Origin of the sequence: Pseudomonas sp. BP01, from assembly GCF_022760795.1 — a bacterium.
In the GTDB taxonomy this organism is placed as follows: domain Bacteria; phylum Pseudomonadota; class Gammaproteobacteria; order Pseudomonadales; family Pseudomonadaceae; genus Aquipseudomonas; species Aquipseudomonas putida_Q.
Genome location: NZ_JAFBKA010000010.1, coordinates 69,297 through 85,488, shown reverse-complemented (window position 1 = coordinate 85,488; position 16,192 = coordinate 69,297). Strand labels below are relative to the sequence as shown.

Genomic DNA, 16,192 nt, shown 5'->3' with positions numbered 1-16,192 from the left:
AATTGACTGGAGTGCTCGCCGTAGAATGGTGACATCGTAATTTCGCATGTCACCTTGAACGAAGAGTACCCTGATGTTTGAACTCGATTTTTACGGGACACTTGTAGCCGCCTCTCTAGTACTGCTCCTGGGGCGCGGGCTGGTCGCACGCATTGGATTCCTGCGCGTTTACAATATTCCGGAACCTGTTGCAGGCGGATTGGTCGTTGCCTTGGCACTCTTGGCATTGCGCAGTTTCGATGTCCAGGTCCAGTTTGATACCTCATTGCAAACACCGTTGATGCTAGCGTTCTTCGCCACCATCGGTCTGAGTGCCGACTTCGCCAGCCTGAAGAAGGGCGGGCGTGTGGTCGCCGTGTTCCTGCTGGTGGTGACTGGCTTGCTGTTGGTTCAGAACGCCATGGGCATCGGCCTGGCAACGGCGTTGGGGCTCGACCCACTGATGGGCCTGCTGGCCGGTTCGATCAGCCTGTCGGGTGGCCACGGCACGGGCGCCGCCTGGGGCGCGACGTTTACTGAAAAGTTTGGCCTGGCTTCGGCTTCCGAACTGGCGATGGCCTCTGCCACCTTCGGCCTGGTATTGGGCGGCTTGATTGGTGGCCCAGTTGCCAAACTGCTGATCAAGCGGGTCAAGACACAGGGTACTGAAGAAGAAGTAGCACACCTGCCAAAAGGCTTTGAACAGCCGAATAAAGAGCGCCTGATCACATCATTTTCATTTATCGAGACGTTGGCACTGATTGCCGTCAGTCTGCTGGTCGGCACAGTGCTTAACGGGCTGTTGAAAGGCACCGCATTCGAACTGCCGACATTCGTTTGCGTACTCTTCGTAGGCGTATTGCTGCGCAATGGGCTTTCGGCATTCGGCTTTTACCATGTCTTCGAACGAGAAGTCTCGGTACTGGGCAATGTCAGTTTGTCCCTGTTCCTGGCGATTGCCTTGATGTCGCTCAAGCTGTGGGACCTGGCAGCGCTGGCCTTACCGTTCTTTGTCTTGCTGGCCGCGCAAACGCTGGTCATGGCTCTGTTTGCGATCTTCGTGACGTTCCGGGTCATGGGCCGCAACTATGATGCGGCGGTGCTGGCTGCCGGGCACTGTGGCTTCGGCCTGGGGGCGACGCCGACGGCGATTGCCAACATGCAAGCGGTGACCCAGCGCTATGGCGCCTCGCACATCGCTTTCCTGGTAGTGCCGATGGTGGGGGCGTTCTTCATCGACATCATCAATGTCATCGTGATCAAGCTGTACCTGGCATTGCCTTTGTTTATCGCGGGTTAAGCCCGCCTGATGCTGCCCGTCCTGGGCATGAGTGGCCCAGGACGAGCGCTCATCCGCTCAGGGACGAACCGCGGTAACCTCGATCTCGACGCGCCAGGCCGGATGTGCCAAACCTGCAATCTGGAACGCCGAGCGCGCAGGAAGAACCGGCTGCTTGGCGGCAGGCCCAAAGAACTGGGTATAGCCGGCCATGAAACCGTCGAAATCCATTTTGCCGCCGTTCTCTGGCCCACCCACCAGGAAGACCTGCATCTTCACCACATCCGTGAGGCCAAGACCCAGTTCTTTCAGTTGCTTCTGAATGTTTTCAAGCACGTTGATGGTTTGTGCTTTGGTGTCACCGTAGGCTTCCAGTGACTCCTTCGGGGCGTCGGGATGGATAACCGAGGGCACGGAACCACTGAGGTAGATGACCGTCTTGCCTGCAGGAACTTCTACGGCCGACGAGATTGGGAAACTCCCTGCACCATGGCGCACGATGTCTTGTGCATGAGCGCTGCCGATACCGGCCAATGCCAATGCAGCAACGGTCTTCAAAGCGACTTTCATAGTGTTCTCCTGAAAATTACCAAACATGTGTACGCAGGGGTGATGCGTACACGGGTCATTCCATTGCGCCAGGTGCGCTTAGAATCGATAAAGGCTGAAGGGCTTCGGGTCCAGCACGGGCGCCTTTCCAAGCAGCAGGTCCGCCGACAACTCGGACGATACCGGGCTTTCCGTCATCCCCCAACCGGTTGCGGTATTGATGACCAGGCCTGGGTACTCATTGACCTGCGAAATAATGGGGTTCTCATCCGGTGCGATGGCCATGGCACCGCTCCATTGATCGATCAACTTCGCATCGCCGAAGGCAGGGAACTCGACCTTGAGTTTTTCCAACGAAGCATCCAGTTCCGGAATATCAGGGGCCGCCGTCATCAGTCGGTTTTTCTCGAAGGGCGAAACCTCGTCCAACTTCCAATGCGTTGGCTGAGTGAACGAATCGATCAATTGCCTGTTAAGCGCGATGTGCACCGGGAAGTCGGGAATAGCCAGCAATGGCAGGTATTTATAGCCATACATGAACGACTCTTTCACCACCGGGGCAACCACGACGCGCGGCGAAGTCGCGTAGGTACCGTCGGCCTGCTCACGGAAGTAGATATTACCGGGCAATGCAACGTTGCCGCCGGGTGCACGCGGTGCCGCACTGATGATTTGCTGGGACTGATAAGCGGGCAAGGTGGGCACATCCACGCCCAGGTTCTGCATGAACAACCTGGACCATGCGCCGCCGGCCACGATCACGCGGGCAGCCCTGATCGCGCCCTTCTCCGTCACTACATCGGAGATCGCGCCGGCGTGGGTTTCCAAGCCCCTTGCAGCGCAGTGGGTGTAGATGCGCACACCGATTTTCTTGGCATATTCGGCCATGACAAACGATGCGCGCTCCGCGTCCAGGCTACCGGAGTCTTCCTCGAAGCCTGCAACCGTCCAGTTCGAAGACGCGCCGCGCAGCCGCTGTTCAAGTTCACTGCCTTGAATGATGCGGGTCTTGAAAGGGATGTCAGACCCAGCTTCCCGGGTTTTGACATCAATCCACTTTCTCACACCTTCCAGGTCTTCTTCATCGAAAGGCACTTCGACTCGGCCTTGTGTGCGATAACTGGTATCTGCACCCACTTTGGCATTCATTTCACGCCAGCGTTGCTTGGCAAGGTGGTGCAACTGGAAAGTCGCATCAGGCATCTTGTAGGTCATGACCTGACCATAGAACCTGCACGACTGCTCGCCGGCAATCTCACCTTTTTCAACGACAACTACGGAAAGGCCACGTTCGACGAGGTTGATCGCCGTCATGAGCCCGAGAATGCCGGCGCCGACGACGACTACATCCGCCTGCTTGGGCAGCACCCCCTCAGTGCCTTCTACAAAACCAAACCGCGGTTTGCCGGGGATCAACCGGCCTTCGCGTGTCAGCAAGGGGGTGAGAATACCCGCGCCCCCCGCAACAGCCAAGACGCCACCGCCGATCAAAAACTTACGCCTCGTCATTCCCATGACACTTTCCTTTCCTGGTATCCGGTGTTGATTGCATTCGCCCAGACGGCGAGGCACCTGCTTGGCCGACAGCCGCCTTGACCAACTTTGCGGTCAGGCAGTCTGGCTGAGCGTTAAAAATTCAAGGGGGGCGATTCTGATGACGCAACCGTGCCGGAAAAATCGCGGAGGGCAAATACTTAGTTCAGTCATTTGCAAACTAATACGCAGGAGACATAAATAGTTGAGATAGCGACACCGCGCCGCCACCTGATAAATGCCATTTCGGAACAAGCATGTGGATTTAGGCGATGCAATAACCTCATTAATAAGCCGGTTATTTGATACTTAGTAATTCCGCGTCTTGGATATAACTGTGTTCCTTTAATTCATATGCGACGGTTTCCAGCAGATTGACAGCGGACAGCCCGTAGATCCATTCGTGTAGCGATTTAAATACAGCGTATCGAAATCGGTACAACCCCGTTCGAGAGCGGCTGCGCAAGGGTTTGATCCCCAAACGCTTTTTCATGCCTCGCCATCTGTAGCGTTTTCGTTCCAAAAGAACCGCGGCGCAAATGCAAAAAATCGCTAAACCATTGTTTTATATATGTTTTTTGTCATTGGCCGTGTTTTTGCTAAGGGAATACCAACCCAAGAGCGCGGAGCCACCGCGCCCAACGCCCTGCTTCCCGAGGATTCCCCATGAGCGAGTTGCGTTTCACTGAAGATCACGAATGGCTGCGCGTCGAAGCCGATGGCAGCGTCACCGTGGGCATCACCGCCTACGCCCAGAACGCCCTCGGCGATGTGGTTTTCGTGCAACTGCCAGAGTTGCAGCAGTATGAGAAAGGCGGCGAAGCGTCCACCGTCGAATCGGTCAAGGCCGCCAGCGGCGTGTACATGCCGCTGACCGGTGAAGTGATCGAGGTCAACGGCCAGCTCGAAAGCAGCCCGGAACTGGTCAACGAGGACCCCATGGGCGAAGGCTGGTTCTTCCGCTTCAAACCGGCCGACATGAGCGAAGTCACCGCCCTGCTCGACCAGCACGCCTACGACCGCCTGATCAAAGCCAACGACGACGCCTGAGGAAAACCGCCATGACCATCAACCTCGGCACCGCCAACGAATTCATCGCCCGTCACATCGGCCCGCGCGCCGCTGACGAGCAGGCCATGCTCGCAACCCTGGGCTTCGACTCGCTGGACGCCATGACCGCCGCGGTCATCCCCGACAGCATCAAGGGCACCAGCGTGCTTGGCTCGCACGACGGCCAGAGCGAGGCCGACGCGCTCGCCGCGCTCAAGGCCATCGCCGGCAAGAACCAGCTGTTCAAAAGCTACATCGGCCAGGGCTATTACAACACCCACACCCCGGCGCCGATCCTGCGCAACCTGCTGGAAAACCCGGCCTGGTACACCGCCTACACCCCGTACCAGCCAGAAATTTCCCAAGGCCGCCTGGAAGCGCTGCTGAACTTCCAGACCCTGATCAGCGACCTGACCGGCCTGCCGATCGCCAACGCCTCCCTGCTCGACGAAGCCACTGCTGCGGCCGAGGCCATGACCTTCTGCAAGCGCCTGTCGAAGAACAAGGCCAGCCATGCCTTCTTCGCCTCTGTGCACTGCCACCCGCAAACCCTCGACGTGCTGCGCACCCGTGCCGAGCCGCTGGGTATCGAGGTGGTGGTCGGCGACGAGCGCGAGCTGGGCGATGTCAGCGCCTTCTTCGGCGCCCTGCTGCAATACCCCGCCAGCAACGGTGAAGTGTTCGACTACCGTGAAGTGGTACAGCGCTTCCACGCCGCCAACGCGCTGGTCGCCGTCGCGGCCGACCTGCTGGCCCTGACCCTGCTGACCCCACCGGGCGAATTCGACGCCGACGTGGCCATCGGCAGCGCCCAGCGTTTTGGCGTACCACTGGGCTTCGGTGGCCCGCACGCGGCTTACTTCGCCACCCGTGACGCGTTCAAGCGCGACATGCCGGGCCGCCTGGTCGGCGTATCGATCGACCGCTTCGGCAAAACCGCCCTGCGCCTGGCCATGCAGACCCGCGAGCAGCACATCCGCCGCGAAAAGGCCACCAGCAACATCTGCACCGCCCAAGTGCTGCTGGCCAACATCGCCAGCATGTTCGCCGTTTACCACGGCCCGGCCGGCCTCAAGCGCATTGCCGAGCGTACCCATGCGCTGACCGCGATCCTGGCCGCCGGCCTGAAGGCGCTGGGCGTACAGGTAGTGGGCGCCAGCGCCTTCGACACCCTGACCCTGGCTACTGGCACTGCCACCGCAACCCTGCATGACAAGGCACGCGCCCAGGGCATCAACCTGCGCCAGATCGATGCCGCCCACGTGGGCCTGTCGCTGGACGAAACCAGCAGCCAGGCTGACGTTGAATCCCTGTGGCAGCTGTTCGGTGACGACAAGGCCCAGCCTGACTTCGCCGCCCTGGCCGCCAGCACCGGTTCGCTGCTGCCTGCCGCCCTGCTGCGCCAGTCGGCCATCCTCGAACACCCGGTGTTCAACCGTTACCACAGCGAAACCGAGCTGATGCGCTACCTGCGCCGCCTGGCGGACAAGGACCTGGCGCTGGACCGCAGCATGATCCCGCTGGGCTCGTGCACCATGAAGCTGAACGCGGCCAGTGAAATGATCCCGGTCACCTGGGCCGAGTTCGGCAACCTGCACCCGTTCGCCCCGGCCGCGCAGAGCCAGGGCTACCTGCAGATGACCACCGAGCTGGAGGCCATGCTGTGCGCCGCCACCGGCTATGACGCCGTGTCGCTGCAGCCCAACGCCGGCTCCCAAGGCGAGTACGCAGGCCTGCTGGCCATCCGCGCCTACCACCGCAGCCGTGGCGAAAGCCACCGCGACATCTGCCTGATCCCGTCGTCGGCCCACGGTACCAACCCGGCCACCGCACACATGGCTGGCATGCGCGTGGTCGTCACCGCCTGTGACGCCCGCGGCAACGTCGATGTCGAGGACCTGCGCGCCAAGGCCATCGAGCACCGCGAACGCCTGGCCGCGATCATGATCACCTACCCGTCGACCCACGGTGTGTTCGAGGAAGCGATCGGCGAAATCTGCGCGATCATCCACGACAACGGTGGCCAGGTGTACATCGACGGCGCCAACATGAACGCCATGGTCGGCCTGTGCGCCCCGGGCAAGTTCGGCGGCGACGTGTCCCACCTGAACCTGCACAAGACCTTCTGTATCCCGCACGGTGGCGGCGGCCCGGGCGTTGGCCCGATTGGCGTCAAGTCGCACCTGGCGCCGTTCCTGCCTGGCCACGCGCAACTGGAAAACACCGAAGGTGCGGTGTGCGCCGCACCGTTCGGCAGCGCCAGCATCCTGCCGATCACCTGGATGTACATCCGCATGATGGGCGGTGCCGGCCTCAAGCGTGCCTCGCAAATGGCGATCCTCAACGCCAACTACATCGCCCGCCGCCTGGAAGAGCACTATCCTGTTCTGTATACCGGTGGCAATGGCCTGGTGGCCCACGAATGCATCCTCGACCTGCGCCCGCTGAAAGACACCAGCGGCATCAGCGTCGACGACGTGGCCAAGCGCCTGATCGACTTCGGATTCCACGCCCCGACCATGTCCTTCCCGGTGGCCGGCACGCTGATGATCGAACCGACCGAAAGCGAGGCCAAGGAAGAACTGGACCGCTTCTGCGACGCGATGATCCAGATCCGCGAAGAAATCCGTGCGGTGGAGAGCGGTAGCGTGGACAAGGACGACAACCCGCTGAAGAACGCCCCGCACACTGCGGCCGAACTGGTTGGCGAATGGGCCCACGGCTACAGCCGCGAGCAGGCGGTCTACCCGCTGCCAAGCCTGGTGGAAAGCAAGTACTGGCCGCCGGTCGGCCGGGTCGACAACGTGTTCGGCGACCGCAACCTGGTGTGCGCCTGCCCGTCGATCGAGAGCTATCAGGACGCCTGAGGCGGCCTTGGAAAAGCTGGGGCTGCTGCGCAGCCCTTTCGCGACACAAGGCCGCTCCTACAGGGGCGGCACCTATCCCTGTAGGAGCGGCCTTGCGTCGCGAAAGGGCCGCAAAGCGGCCCCAACATCTTCAGGAGGAAGCACCATGTCACTGAGCGTCTTCGACCTGTTCAAGATCGGCATCGGCCCCTCCAGCTCACATACTGTCGGCCCGATGCGCGCCGCCGCGCGGTTCGCCGAAGGCTTGCGCCGCGACGGCCTGCTGGCCAGCACGGTTAGCGTCAAGGCCGAGCTGTATGGCTCACTCGGCGCCACCGGCAAGGGCCACGGCAGTGACAAGGCCGTACTACTAGGCCTTGAAGGTGAGCACCCCGACACCGTCGACACCGACGCCATCCCCGCCCGCCTGCAGGCCATCCGCGACAGCGGCCACATCAACCTGCTGGGCGAACAGCGCATTGCGTTCATCGAAAAGCAACACCTGGCAATGATCCGCAAGCCGCTGGACTACCACCCCAACGGCATGATCTTCCGCGCCTTCGACGACGCCGGCCTGCAAATCCGCAGCCGCGAATACTACTCGGTGGGCGGTGGTTTCGTGGTGGACGAGGATGCCGCCGGCCACGACCGTATCGTTGAGGACAGCACCGTGCTGCCCTACCCGTTCAAGACCGCCAAAGAACTACTTGGCCACTGCACCACGCAGAACCTGTCGGTGAGCCAGGTGATGCTGGCCAACGAGGCCGCCTGGCGCACGGAAGCGGAGACCCGCGCCAGGCTGCTGCGTATCTGGCAGGTGATGCAGGATTGCGTCGAAGCCGGCTGCCAGCATGAAGGCATTCTGCCGGGCGGGCTCAAGGTCAAGCGGCGTGCGCCAGCCCTGTATCGCCAGCTGAGCCGCCACCCGGAGGCCAGCCTGCGCGATGCGTTGTCGGTGCTGGACTGGGTCAACCTCTACGCCCTGGCAGTGAACGAGGAAAACGCCAATGGCGGGCGTGTGGTTACCGCGCCCACCAACGGCGCGGCGGGCATCGTCCCCGCGGTGCTGCACTACTACATGCGCTTCGTGCCGGGCGCCAGCGACGACGGGGTGGTGCGTTTTCTGCTCACCGCCGCGGCGATCGGCATCCTGTACAAGGAGAACGCCTCCATCTCCGGCGCCGAAGTGGGCTGCCAGGGTGAAGTCGGCGTGGCCTGCTCCATGGCCGCCGGCGCGCTGTGCGAAGTGATGGGCGGCACCGTGCAGCAGGTGGAAAACGCTGCCGAAATCGGCATGGAACACAACCTGGGCCTGACCTGCGACCCGATCGGCGGGTTGGTCCAGGTGCCCTGCATCGAGCGCAATGCCATGGGCTCGGTGAAGGCCATCAACGCGGTGCGCATGGCCTTGCGCGGCGACGGCCAGCACTTCGTGTCGCTCGACAAGGTCATCCGCACCATGCGCCAGACCGGCGCCGACATGAAAAGCAAATACAAGGAGACCGCCCGCGGCGGTCTTGCCGTCAACATCATCGAATGTTGACCCAACAATAAAACCAAGGAGTCACCGATGTCCGAAACACTGCTCAAGACCCCACTGCACGCCCTGCACCTGGAACTGGGTGCGCGCATGGTGCCGTTTGCCGGCTACGACATGCCGGTGCAGTACCCGCTGGGGGTGCTCAAGGAGCATTTGCACACCCGCGAGCAGGCCGGCCTGTTCGATGTCTCGCACATGGGCCAGATCATCCTGCGCGGTGCCGATGCCGCCAAGGCCCTGGAAAGCCTGGTACCGGTGGATATCATCGACCTGCCGGTGGGCATGCAGCGCTATGCCATGTTCACCAATGAACAAGGCGGCATCCTTGACGACCTGATGGTTGCCAACCTGGGCGACGACACCCTGTTCCTGGTGGTCAACGCTGCCTGCAAGGACCAGGACCTGGCCCACCTGCAAACGCACATCGGCAGCCGTTGCGAGGTGCAGCCGCTGTTCGAACAACGTGCCCTGCTTGCCCTGCAAGGGCCGGCAGCGGTCAAGGTGCTGGAGCGCCTGGCCCCGGAAGTGGCCGGCATGACCTTCATGCAGTTCCGGCCGGTAAAACTGCTGGGTGAAGACTGCTTCGTCAGCCGCTCGGGCTACACCGGCGAAGACGGCTACGAAATTTCGGTACCGGTCCAGGCCGCCGAAACCTTGGCCCGCCGCCTGCTGGCCGAGCCCAAAGTACAGCCTATCGGCCTGGGCGCACGCGACTCGCTGCGCCTGGAAGCCGGCCTGTGCCTGTACGGCCATGACATGAATACCGAGACCACCCCGATCGAAGCGAGCCTGCTGTGGGCGATTTCCAAGGTGCGCCGTGCCGACGGTGCACGGGCGGCCGGCTTCCCCGGCGCCGAAGCAATCTTTGCCCACCAGCGCGACGGTGTGGCGCGCAAACGTGTCGGCCTGTTGCCGCAGGAGCGCACGCCAGTACGTGAAGGCGCGGATATTGTCGATGCGAACGACAAGCCGGTAGGTAAAGTGTGCAGCGGCGGCTTTGGCCCGACACTCGGCGCACCTGTTGCAATGGGTTATATCGATAGTGAACATGCTGCACTCGACACCGCACTGTTTGCCGTGGTGCGCGGCAAGAAGGTGGCCTTGAAAGTCAGCAAAATGCCTTTCGTGGCGCAACGTTACTACCGTGGTTGAAACGGCTTTGTGAAGGTGATGGCCAGGTTCGACATATTCGATTTCGAACCTGCCCAATAACTTTTGAACATGGCGCCAGGCCAGGCGCCATGCCGTTTCCGACAAATTGGTCGGTTATCGGCAAGCGGCCGATTTTCCATTCGACCAAGGGCTTGTTTTTCGCTCGGGAGTTGGCGTAGAGTCACTGCACTGTGTTTGCATGGGTCGCAACAGTTCGTGACCTGGGCCAGTAGCCGCAATCTGCTACAACCCGTTCGACGTCTCTTACTTTCCTGCAACCCAGCCCAGTAATCTTTTGCTTACAAACAGTGCAAAAGAAACTGTCATCAAAAATTAAGTTTCATAGGAAATAAGACAATGGCTGAGCGTCAGAACGGTACCGTCAAGTGGTTCAATGACGAAAAAGGTTACGGTTTCATCACCCCAGAGAGCGGTCCGGATCTGTTCGTGCACTTCCGCGCCATCCAGGGCAACGGCTTCAAGAGCCTGAAAGAAGGCCAGAAAGTCACCTTCGTTGCTGTGCAAGGCCAAAAAGGCATGCAGGCTGACGAAGTTCAGGCAGAAGGCTGATACTTCTAAAAAAGAGCCCCTGCGTTGACGCGCAGGGGCTTTTTTTTGCTTGCAATTCCATAGAATGAGCCTTTTCCCTCTGGAGTTGCCGAGCGATGCGCAAGCCCCACCTTATCCCTCAGGGCGACTTCCCCGCTGCTGGCCTGGGCCGACGACTGGCCGCGATGTTCTACGACTTCCTGCTTTGTACTGCGCTACTGATCGTGACCGCCGGTGCCTACAAGCTGATCCAGATGGCGATCATCGGCGAAGCGCGCATGCGTGAGCTGACCGAAGCCGGCGCACTGGATGGCGACCCGCTGCTGTCGACGGTACTGCTGTTTGCCTTGTTCGGTTTCTTTGCCAAGTTCTGGACCCATGGCGGGCAGACGCTGGGCATGCAGGTGTGGGGCGTGCGGGTGCAGAATGCCGATGGTTCGGCCATCAGCCTGTGGCAGGCATTGTTGCGCTTCGTGGTATCGATTGCCTCATGGCTCTGCCTGGGGCTGGGGTTTTTCTGGGTGTTGATCGACAAGCGAAAACGTGGCTGGCATGACATCTATTCGGAAAGCCAGCTGGTGCGGGTGCCGAAGCAAAAGAAATGACTTGAGCCTTGTGTTGCCTTGCTCCGGCCCTATCGCCGGCAAGCCAGCTCCCACAGGTACCCGAAAATGCTCAGCATTCGTGCTGAACCTGTGGGAGCTGGCTTGCCGGCGATAGGGCCATCAGCCACAAAAAAGCCGACACTGGGGTCGGCTTTTTTGTACAACTCAGGCCACTATCCTGCCCGGCGCAACAGCCAGACACCGGCCAAGGCACAGATCCCCGCCGGGATCACCACCGCCAGCAGCGGCGGGAAGCCGAACACCTGGCTTGAAGGCCCCAGCAGGTCCTGGGCGATGCGGAACACGAAACCCACCAGCACACCGGTGAACACGCGCTGGCCAAGGGTTACCGAGCGCAGCGGGCCGAAGATGAAGGAAATCGCCATCAGCACCAGCGCTGCGGTGACCATCGGCTGCAGCACCTTGCTCCAGAACGCCAACCAGTACCGGGCGTTGTTCAGGCCCTGGTCGGACAGGTAGTGGATGTAGTCCCACAACCCGGTAATGGACAGCGACTCCGGCGCCAGGATCACGGTATTGAGCAGTTCTGGCGTGAGCGAAACATCCCAGCGTTCCTGCGGCGCGTTGACCACTTCGGTGTGGTCGCCACGGAAGTAGGTGGTACGCACGTCGGCAAGCAACCAGTGGTCGGTCTGGTACTGCGCGCGGCGAGCGAAGCTCGAAGTGACAATCTTGCGCTCGCTGTCGAAGCGGTAACGCGTCACACCCAGCAGCAGGCCGTTGGGCTGCACGGCGTTGATGTGCACGTACTCTTCACCCTGGCGGTGCCACATGCCGCGTTTGGAGCTTTGTGCTTCACCGCCGCCCTGGGCCAGGGAACGGTCCGCCTGAGCCTTGTTCTCGGTCACAGGTGCCACGTATTCGCCGATCAGCAGGCCAACCAGCATAAGCACCAGCATCGGCTTCATCACCGCCCAGACGATGCGGCCGATGGAAACCCCTGCAGCTCGCATGATGGTCAGTTCGCTGCTGCTGGCCAGGCTGCCCAAGCCAATCAGGCAGCCGATCAATGCCGCCATCGGCAGCATGTCGTAGAGCCGCCGAGGTGCGGTGAGCAGGACGAAGTTGCCCGCTTCCATCACTGTGTAGGTATCACTCAGGTCGCCCATCTCGTCGATGAAGGCAAACAGCGAGGCCAGGCCGAGAATGATCCCCAGCACTGCCAGGATGGCCAGCAACACGCTCTGGCCGATGTAGCGGTCGAGCTTACCCATGGGCCACCTCCGCACGCCGCGCGGCGCGCTTGAGGCGCAGCGGCTCCCAGTACAACAGGCCGAGGCCAATCAACAGGAACAGGCCGTGGACCCACCACATGCCCAGGACAATCGGCAGTTTGCCCTTCTCGAGGGCGCCGCGTACGGAGATCAGCATTGTCAGGTAGGCCATGTACAAGAGAATTGCCGGCAGCAGCTTGAGGAAGCGGCCCTGGCGTGGGTTGACCCGCGACAGCGGCACCGCCAGCAGGGTAACGACGAATACCAGGATCGGCAGCGACAGCCGCCACTGCAGCTCGGCGCGCTCTCGCAGGCCCTCCTTGCCGATCAGCTCGGAGGTGGGGATGGCTTCGCGCTCGGTGACTTCTTCGGCCACTTCCGGTTTGGGCAGCAGCACACCATAAGTGTCGTACTTGATGGCGCGGTAATCGGCCTGGCCCGGGTTACCGTCATAGCGATAGCCGTTTTCCAAGACCAGGTAGCGGTTGCCGTCGGCCTGGATTTCCTGGTGACCTTTTTCAGCGACCAGTACCGACGGGGCGCGGTCCTTGGTCTTGTCCTGGTTGAAGCGCTTCTCGGAGATGAACACCCCGGCCAGGTTGACGCGGTCGTCCGACAGCTGCTCGGTGTAGGTGACCCGCGAGCCGTCACGCAAGGTCTGGAAACGGCCCGGCACCAAGGTGTCGAACTCGGTCAGCGTGTCCTGCTGGGCAATGATCTGCTGCACCTGGGCAACGCCCAACGGCGCAAGGCTCAGGCTCAGCCAGGCCACCAGCAGGGCGACCAGCGCCGCCGGCGCCATGGTCAACCCCAACAGGCGCTGCTGGCTCATACCGGTTGCGGACAGCACGGTCATCTCGCTTTCCAGGTACAGGCGCCCGTAAGCCAGCAAAATGCCGAGGAACAGCCCCAAAGGCAGGATCAGTTGCAGGAAACCCGGCAGCCGGAAGCCCATGATCAGGAACAGCACGCCCGGGTCGAGCACGCCCTGGGCCGCCTGGGCCAGATACTTGATGAAGCGCCCGCTCATGATGATCACCAGCAGCACAGCGCTGACGGCGCTCAAGGTCACCAGGACCTCGCGGGACAGATAACGAAAGACGATCAAACCAGACACTCCTGGGTTGTCAGGGCGGACTGCCATGCAATGGCGCCAAACAATGACTTAGTACAGCCAAGACCAATGCCGGTTCGCCAAAGGCGAACCTCCATGTAAAGTGCGCGCATTATCCTGTGATTGACCGCGCCTGTCACTTGGCCGCGCATCAAGGCGCATAACGGGGTTGTCAGCACGCTTGCCGCAGGCTCAAACTGGCAGCTTTTCCGCTGGCGCGCGACTACGCCGCCAGGCCCGTCCAGAGCGCTGGAACACACAGCGCCATTTGTATCGATCATTCGGGGACCCTGACATGGAACTGGTTGTAAAAAGCGTAGCTGCTGCATCCGTAAAAACCGCCACCCTGGTCATTCCGGTAGGTGAAAACCGCAAGCTCGGCGCTGTTGCCAAGGCTGTCGACCTGGCCAGCGAAGGTGCCATCAGCGCTGTGCTCAAGCGCGGCGACCTGGCTGGCAAGCCAGGCCAGACCCTGCTGCTGCAGAACCTGCAGGGCCTGAAAGCCGAGCGCGTGCTGCTGGTAGGCAGCGGCAAGGACGAAGCCCTGGGCGACCGCACCTGGCGCAAACTGGTCGCCAGCGTGGCCGGCGTGCTCAAGGGCCTGAATGGCACCGATGCAGTGCTGGCCCTGGACGATGTCGCGGTCAACAACCGCGATGCGCACTACGGCAAATACCGCCTGCTGGCCGAAACCCTGCTGGACGGCGAGTACGTGTTCGACCGCTTCAAGAGCCAGAAGGTCGAGCCACGCGCCCTGAAAAAAGTCACCCTGCTGGCCGACAAGGCCGGCCAGGCCGAGGTCGAGCGCGCCGTCAAGCACGCCAGCGCCATTGCCACCGGCATGGCCTTCACCCGTGACCTGGGCAACCTGCCGCCTAACCTGTGCCACCCAAGCTTCCTCGCCGAACAGGCCAAGGAGCTGGGCAAGGCGCACAAGGCGCTGAAGGTCGAGGTACTGGACGAGAAGAAGATCAAGGACCTGGGCATGGGCGCGTTCTACGCCGTGGGCCAGGGCAGCGACCAGCCTCCGCGCCTGATCGTGCTCAACTACCAGGGCGGCAAGAAGGCTGACAAGCCGTTTGTGCTGGTGGGCAAGGGCATCACCTTCGATACCGGCGGCATCAGCCTCAAGCCAGGCGCCGGCATGGACGAAATGAAGTACGACATGTGCGGTGCTGCCAGCGTGTTCGGCACCCTGCGTGCGGTGCTCGAACTGCAACTGCCGGTCAACCTGGTGTGCCTGCTGGCCTGTGCCGAGAACATGCCAAGCGGCGGCGCCACCCGCCCGGGTGACATTGTCACCACCATGAGCGGCCAGACCGTGGAAATTCTCAACACCGACGCCGAAGGCCGCCTGGTGCTGTGCGACACCCTGACCTACGCCGAGCGCTTCAAGCCGCAGGCGGTGATCGACATCGCCACCCTGACCGGCGCCTGCATCGTCGCCCTGGGCAGCCACACCACCGGCCTTATGGGCAACAACGACGACCTGGTCGGCCAGTTGCTCGACGCTGGCAAGCGCGCCGACGACCGTGCCTGGCAGTTGCCGCTGTTCGATGAATACCAGGAGCAGCTGGACAGCCCGTTCGCCGACATGGGCAACATCGGCGGGCCGAAGGCCGGCACCATCACCGCAGGCTGCTTCCTGTCGCGCTTCGCCAAGGCCTACAACTGGGCGCACATGGACATCGCCGGTACCGCATGGATCAGTGGTGGCAAGGACAAAGGCGCCACAGGCCGCCCGGTGCCCCTGCTGACCCAGTACCTGCTGGACCGTGCTGGCGCCTGACGCCGTGAGGCCGGTGGTGCCTTGCGCACCTCCGGCCGGCGATTACCACCATGAGCAAAGTCGACTTTTACATCCTGCCCACCGACTCGCTGTCGGCGCGGCTCGATTTCGCCTGCAAACTGTGCGAAAAGGCCTGGCGCCTCGGCCACCGGGTCTATCTGCATTGTCAGGATGCCGAGCAGCGCAGCGAGCTGGACCTGCGTTTGTGGCGCTTCAAGGGCGAAGCCTTCGTGCCCCACGACCTGGCAGAGCAGCATGCCGATGCCGACGTGGCCCTGGGCGTGGCGGACAACGCAGGCGAGCACCGCGGCCTGCTGATCAACCTGGGGGCCGGCGTGCCGGGCTTCGTCGGCCAGTTCGAGCGGGTGGCCGAAATCGTGGTCGAAGAGCCTGATATCCGCCAATCAGCCCGTGAGCGATTCCGTTTCTACCGTGAACAGGGCTATGCTCTGCAAGACCACCGCTTACAGCGACTTTGACGACGATGGACAAGCCCTCCCCTTTGCCCGACTCCGCCCATCTGCTCGATGACCTCGAGTCGATCCGCCAGCTGCTTGGCGACGCCGACCTGCAACCGCCGCTGCTGACCGAGACGGTGGAGCAGATCCCATTGCTGCTGGAAGAGCCTGCCGGTAACCCTGCACCTGATGGCGAACCGATCGCTGTCCAGCCTGAGGAAGACCCGCAGACACGCCGGCAGGACACCCTGCTGCACCTCGAAAGCGAGCTGCGCGCCGCAGCGCAGATGATCATGCAGGACGTGATCAACGACTTTACCCCGCATATCGAGAACGAGATCAAGCGCCGGCTGGATGCGCGGATCGAGCGGTTGATCAAGCGTACCGAGTGATCGGAGCCACCTCTTCTGAAATAGCCACTGGCCTCATCGCCGGCAAGCCAGCTCCCACAAGTATTGCGCAAGGCCTGAAGCCAGCGCCCATCCTGTGGGAGCTGGCTTGCCGGCGATGAGGC

At 61.8% G+C, this 16,192-nt stretch carries 14 protein-coding genes; 10 read left to right on the top strand and 4 right to left on the bottom strand.

Annotated features, from left to right (window positions below; translation table 11 throughout):
- The first annotated feature begins 73 nt into the window (after positions 1-73).
- Positions 74-1,279: a sodium/glutamate symporter gene (gltS, locus tag JOY50_RS11320; RefSeq protein WP_019471753.1), complete on the top strand. Its 1,206-nt coding sequence runs from the start codon at positions 74-76 to the stop codon at positions 1,277-1,279.
- Positions 1,280-1,336: 57 nt separating this feature from the next.
- Here gltS and JOY50_RS11315 read toward each other — a convergent pair whose 3' ends face one another.
- Together JOY50_RS11315 and JOY50_RS11310 are read right to left on the bottom strand one after the other, a co-directional pair.
- Positions 1,337-1,828: a RidA family protein gene (locus tag JOY50_RS11315; protein WP_019471754.1), complete on the bottom strand. Its 492-nt coding sequence runs from the start codon at positions 1,826-1,828 to the stop codon at positions 1,337-1,339.
- A 78-nt stretch (positions 1,829-1,906) separates the two neighbouring features.
- Positions 1,907-3,322, bottom strand: coding sequence for an FAD-binding oxidoreductase (locus tag JOY50_RS11310; protein ID WP_132843918.1), 1,416 nt, complete (start codon positions 3,320-3,322; stop codon positions 1,907-1,909).
- A gap of 684 nt (positions 3,323-4,006) precedes the next feature.
- Between JOY50_RS11310 and gcvH the strand changes: the two genes are divergently transcribed.
- From gcvH to JOY50_RS11280, 6 genes are all read left to right on the top strand, one after another.
- Positions 4,007-4,390, top strand: a complete 384-nt coding sequence (gcvH, locus tag JOY50_RS11305) for a glycine cleavage system protein GcvH (protein WP_132843921.1) — start codon at positions 4,007-4,009, stop codon at positions 4,388-4,390.
- An 11-nt stretch (positions 4,391-4,401) separates the two neighbouring features.
- Positions 4,402-7,257: an aminomethyl-transferring glycine dehydrogenase gene (gene gcvP, locus JOY50_RS11300; protein ID WP_132843924.1), complete on the top strand. Its 2,856-nt coding sequence runs from the start codon at positions 4,402-4,404 to the stop codon at positions 7,255-7,257.
- 145 nt (positions 7,258-7,402) lie between these two features.
- Complete coding sequence (locus JOY50_RS11295) at positions 7,403-8,779, top strand: L-serine ammonia-lyase (protein WP_132843926.1); 1,377 nt, start codon at positions 7,403-7,405, stop codon at positions 8,777-8,779.
- A gap of 27 nt (positions 8,780-8,806) precedes the next feature.
- A complete protein-coding gene (gene gcvT, locus JOY50_RS11290; protein ID WP_243055187.1) occupies positions 8,807-9,928 on the top strand; it encodes a glycine cleavage system aminomethyltransferase GcvT in 1,122 nt (373 codons plus the stop codon).
- 357 nt (positions 9,929-10,285) lie between these two features.
- Positions 10,286-10,498, top strand: coding sequence for a cold-shock protein (locus JOY50_RS11285; RefSeq protein WP_046854299.1), 213 nt, complete (start codon positions 10,286-10,288; stop codon positions 10,496-10,498).
- Positions 10,499-10,593: 95 nt separating this feature from the next.
- On the top strand, positions 10,594-11,082 hold the full coding sequence (locus tag JOY50_RS11280; protein WP_019471761.1) for an RDD family protein: 489 nt from the start codon (positions 10,594-10,596) through the stop codon (positions 11,080-11,082).
- A gap of 173 nt (positions 11,083-11,255) precedes the next feature.
- Here JOY50_RS11280 and lptG read toward each other — a convergent pair whose 3' ends face one another.
- Positions 11,256-12,317: an LPS export ABC transporter permease LptG gene (lptG, locus tag JOY50_RS11275; RefSeq protein ID WP_019471762.1), complete on the bottom strand. Its 1,062-nt coding sequence runs from the start codon at positions 12,315-12,317 to the stop codon at positions 11,256-11,258.
- Positions 12,310-13,425: an LPS export ABC transporter permease LptF gene (lptF, locus tag JOY50_RS11270; protein WP_243055186.1), complete on the bottom strand. Its 1,116-nt coding sequence runs from the start codon at positions 13,423-13,425 to the stop codon at positions 12,310-12,312. The genes lptG and lptF overlap by 8 nt, the downstream gene beginning before the upstream one ends.
- A gap of 301 nt (positions 13,426-13,726) precedes the next feature.
- Here lptF and JOY50_RS11265 point away from each other — a divergent pair, with 301 nt between their 5' ends.
- Genes JOY50_RS11265 through JOY50_RS11255 form a run of 3 tightly spaced genes read left to right on the top strand, consistent with a single transcriptional unit; the run spans position 13,727 to position 16,070 of the window.
- The gene (locus tag JOY50_RS11265) at positions 13,727-15,220 is read left to right on the top strand and encodes a leucyl aminopeptidase (RefSeq protein WP_132843934.1); all 1,494 of its coding nucleotides are present in this window, start codon (positions 13,727-13,729) and stop codon (positions 15,218-15,220) included.
- 50 nt (positions 15,221-15,270) lie between these two features.
- Positions 15,271-15,699, top strand: a complete 429-nt coding sequence (locus JOY50_RS11260; protein WP_132843937.1) for a DNA polymerase III subunit chi — start codon at positions 15,271-15,273, stop codon at positions 15,697-15,699.
- 5 nt (positions 15,700-15,704) lie between these two features.
- Positions 15,705-16,070: a DNA polymerase III subunit chi gene (locus tag JOY50_RS11255; protein WP_132843940.1), complete on the top strand. Its 366-nt coding sequence runs from the start codon at positions 15,705-15,707 to the stop codon at positions 16,068-16,070.
- Positions 16,071-16,192 lie beyond the last annotated feature (122 nt).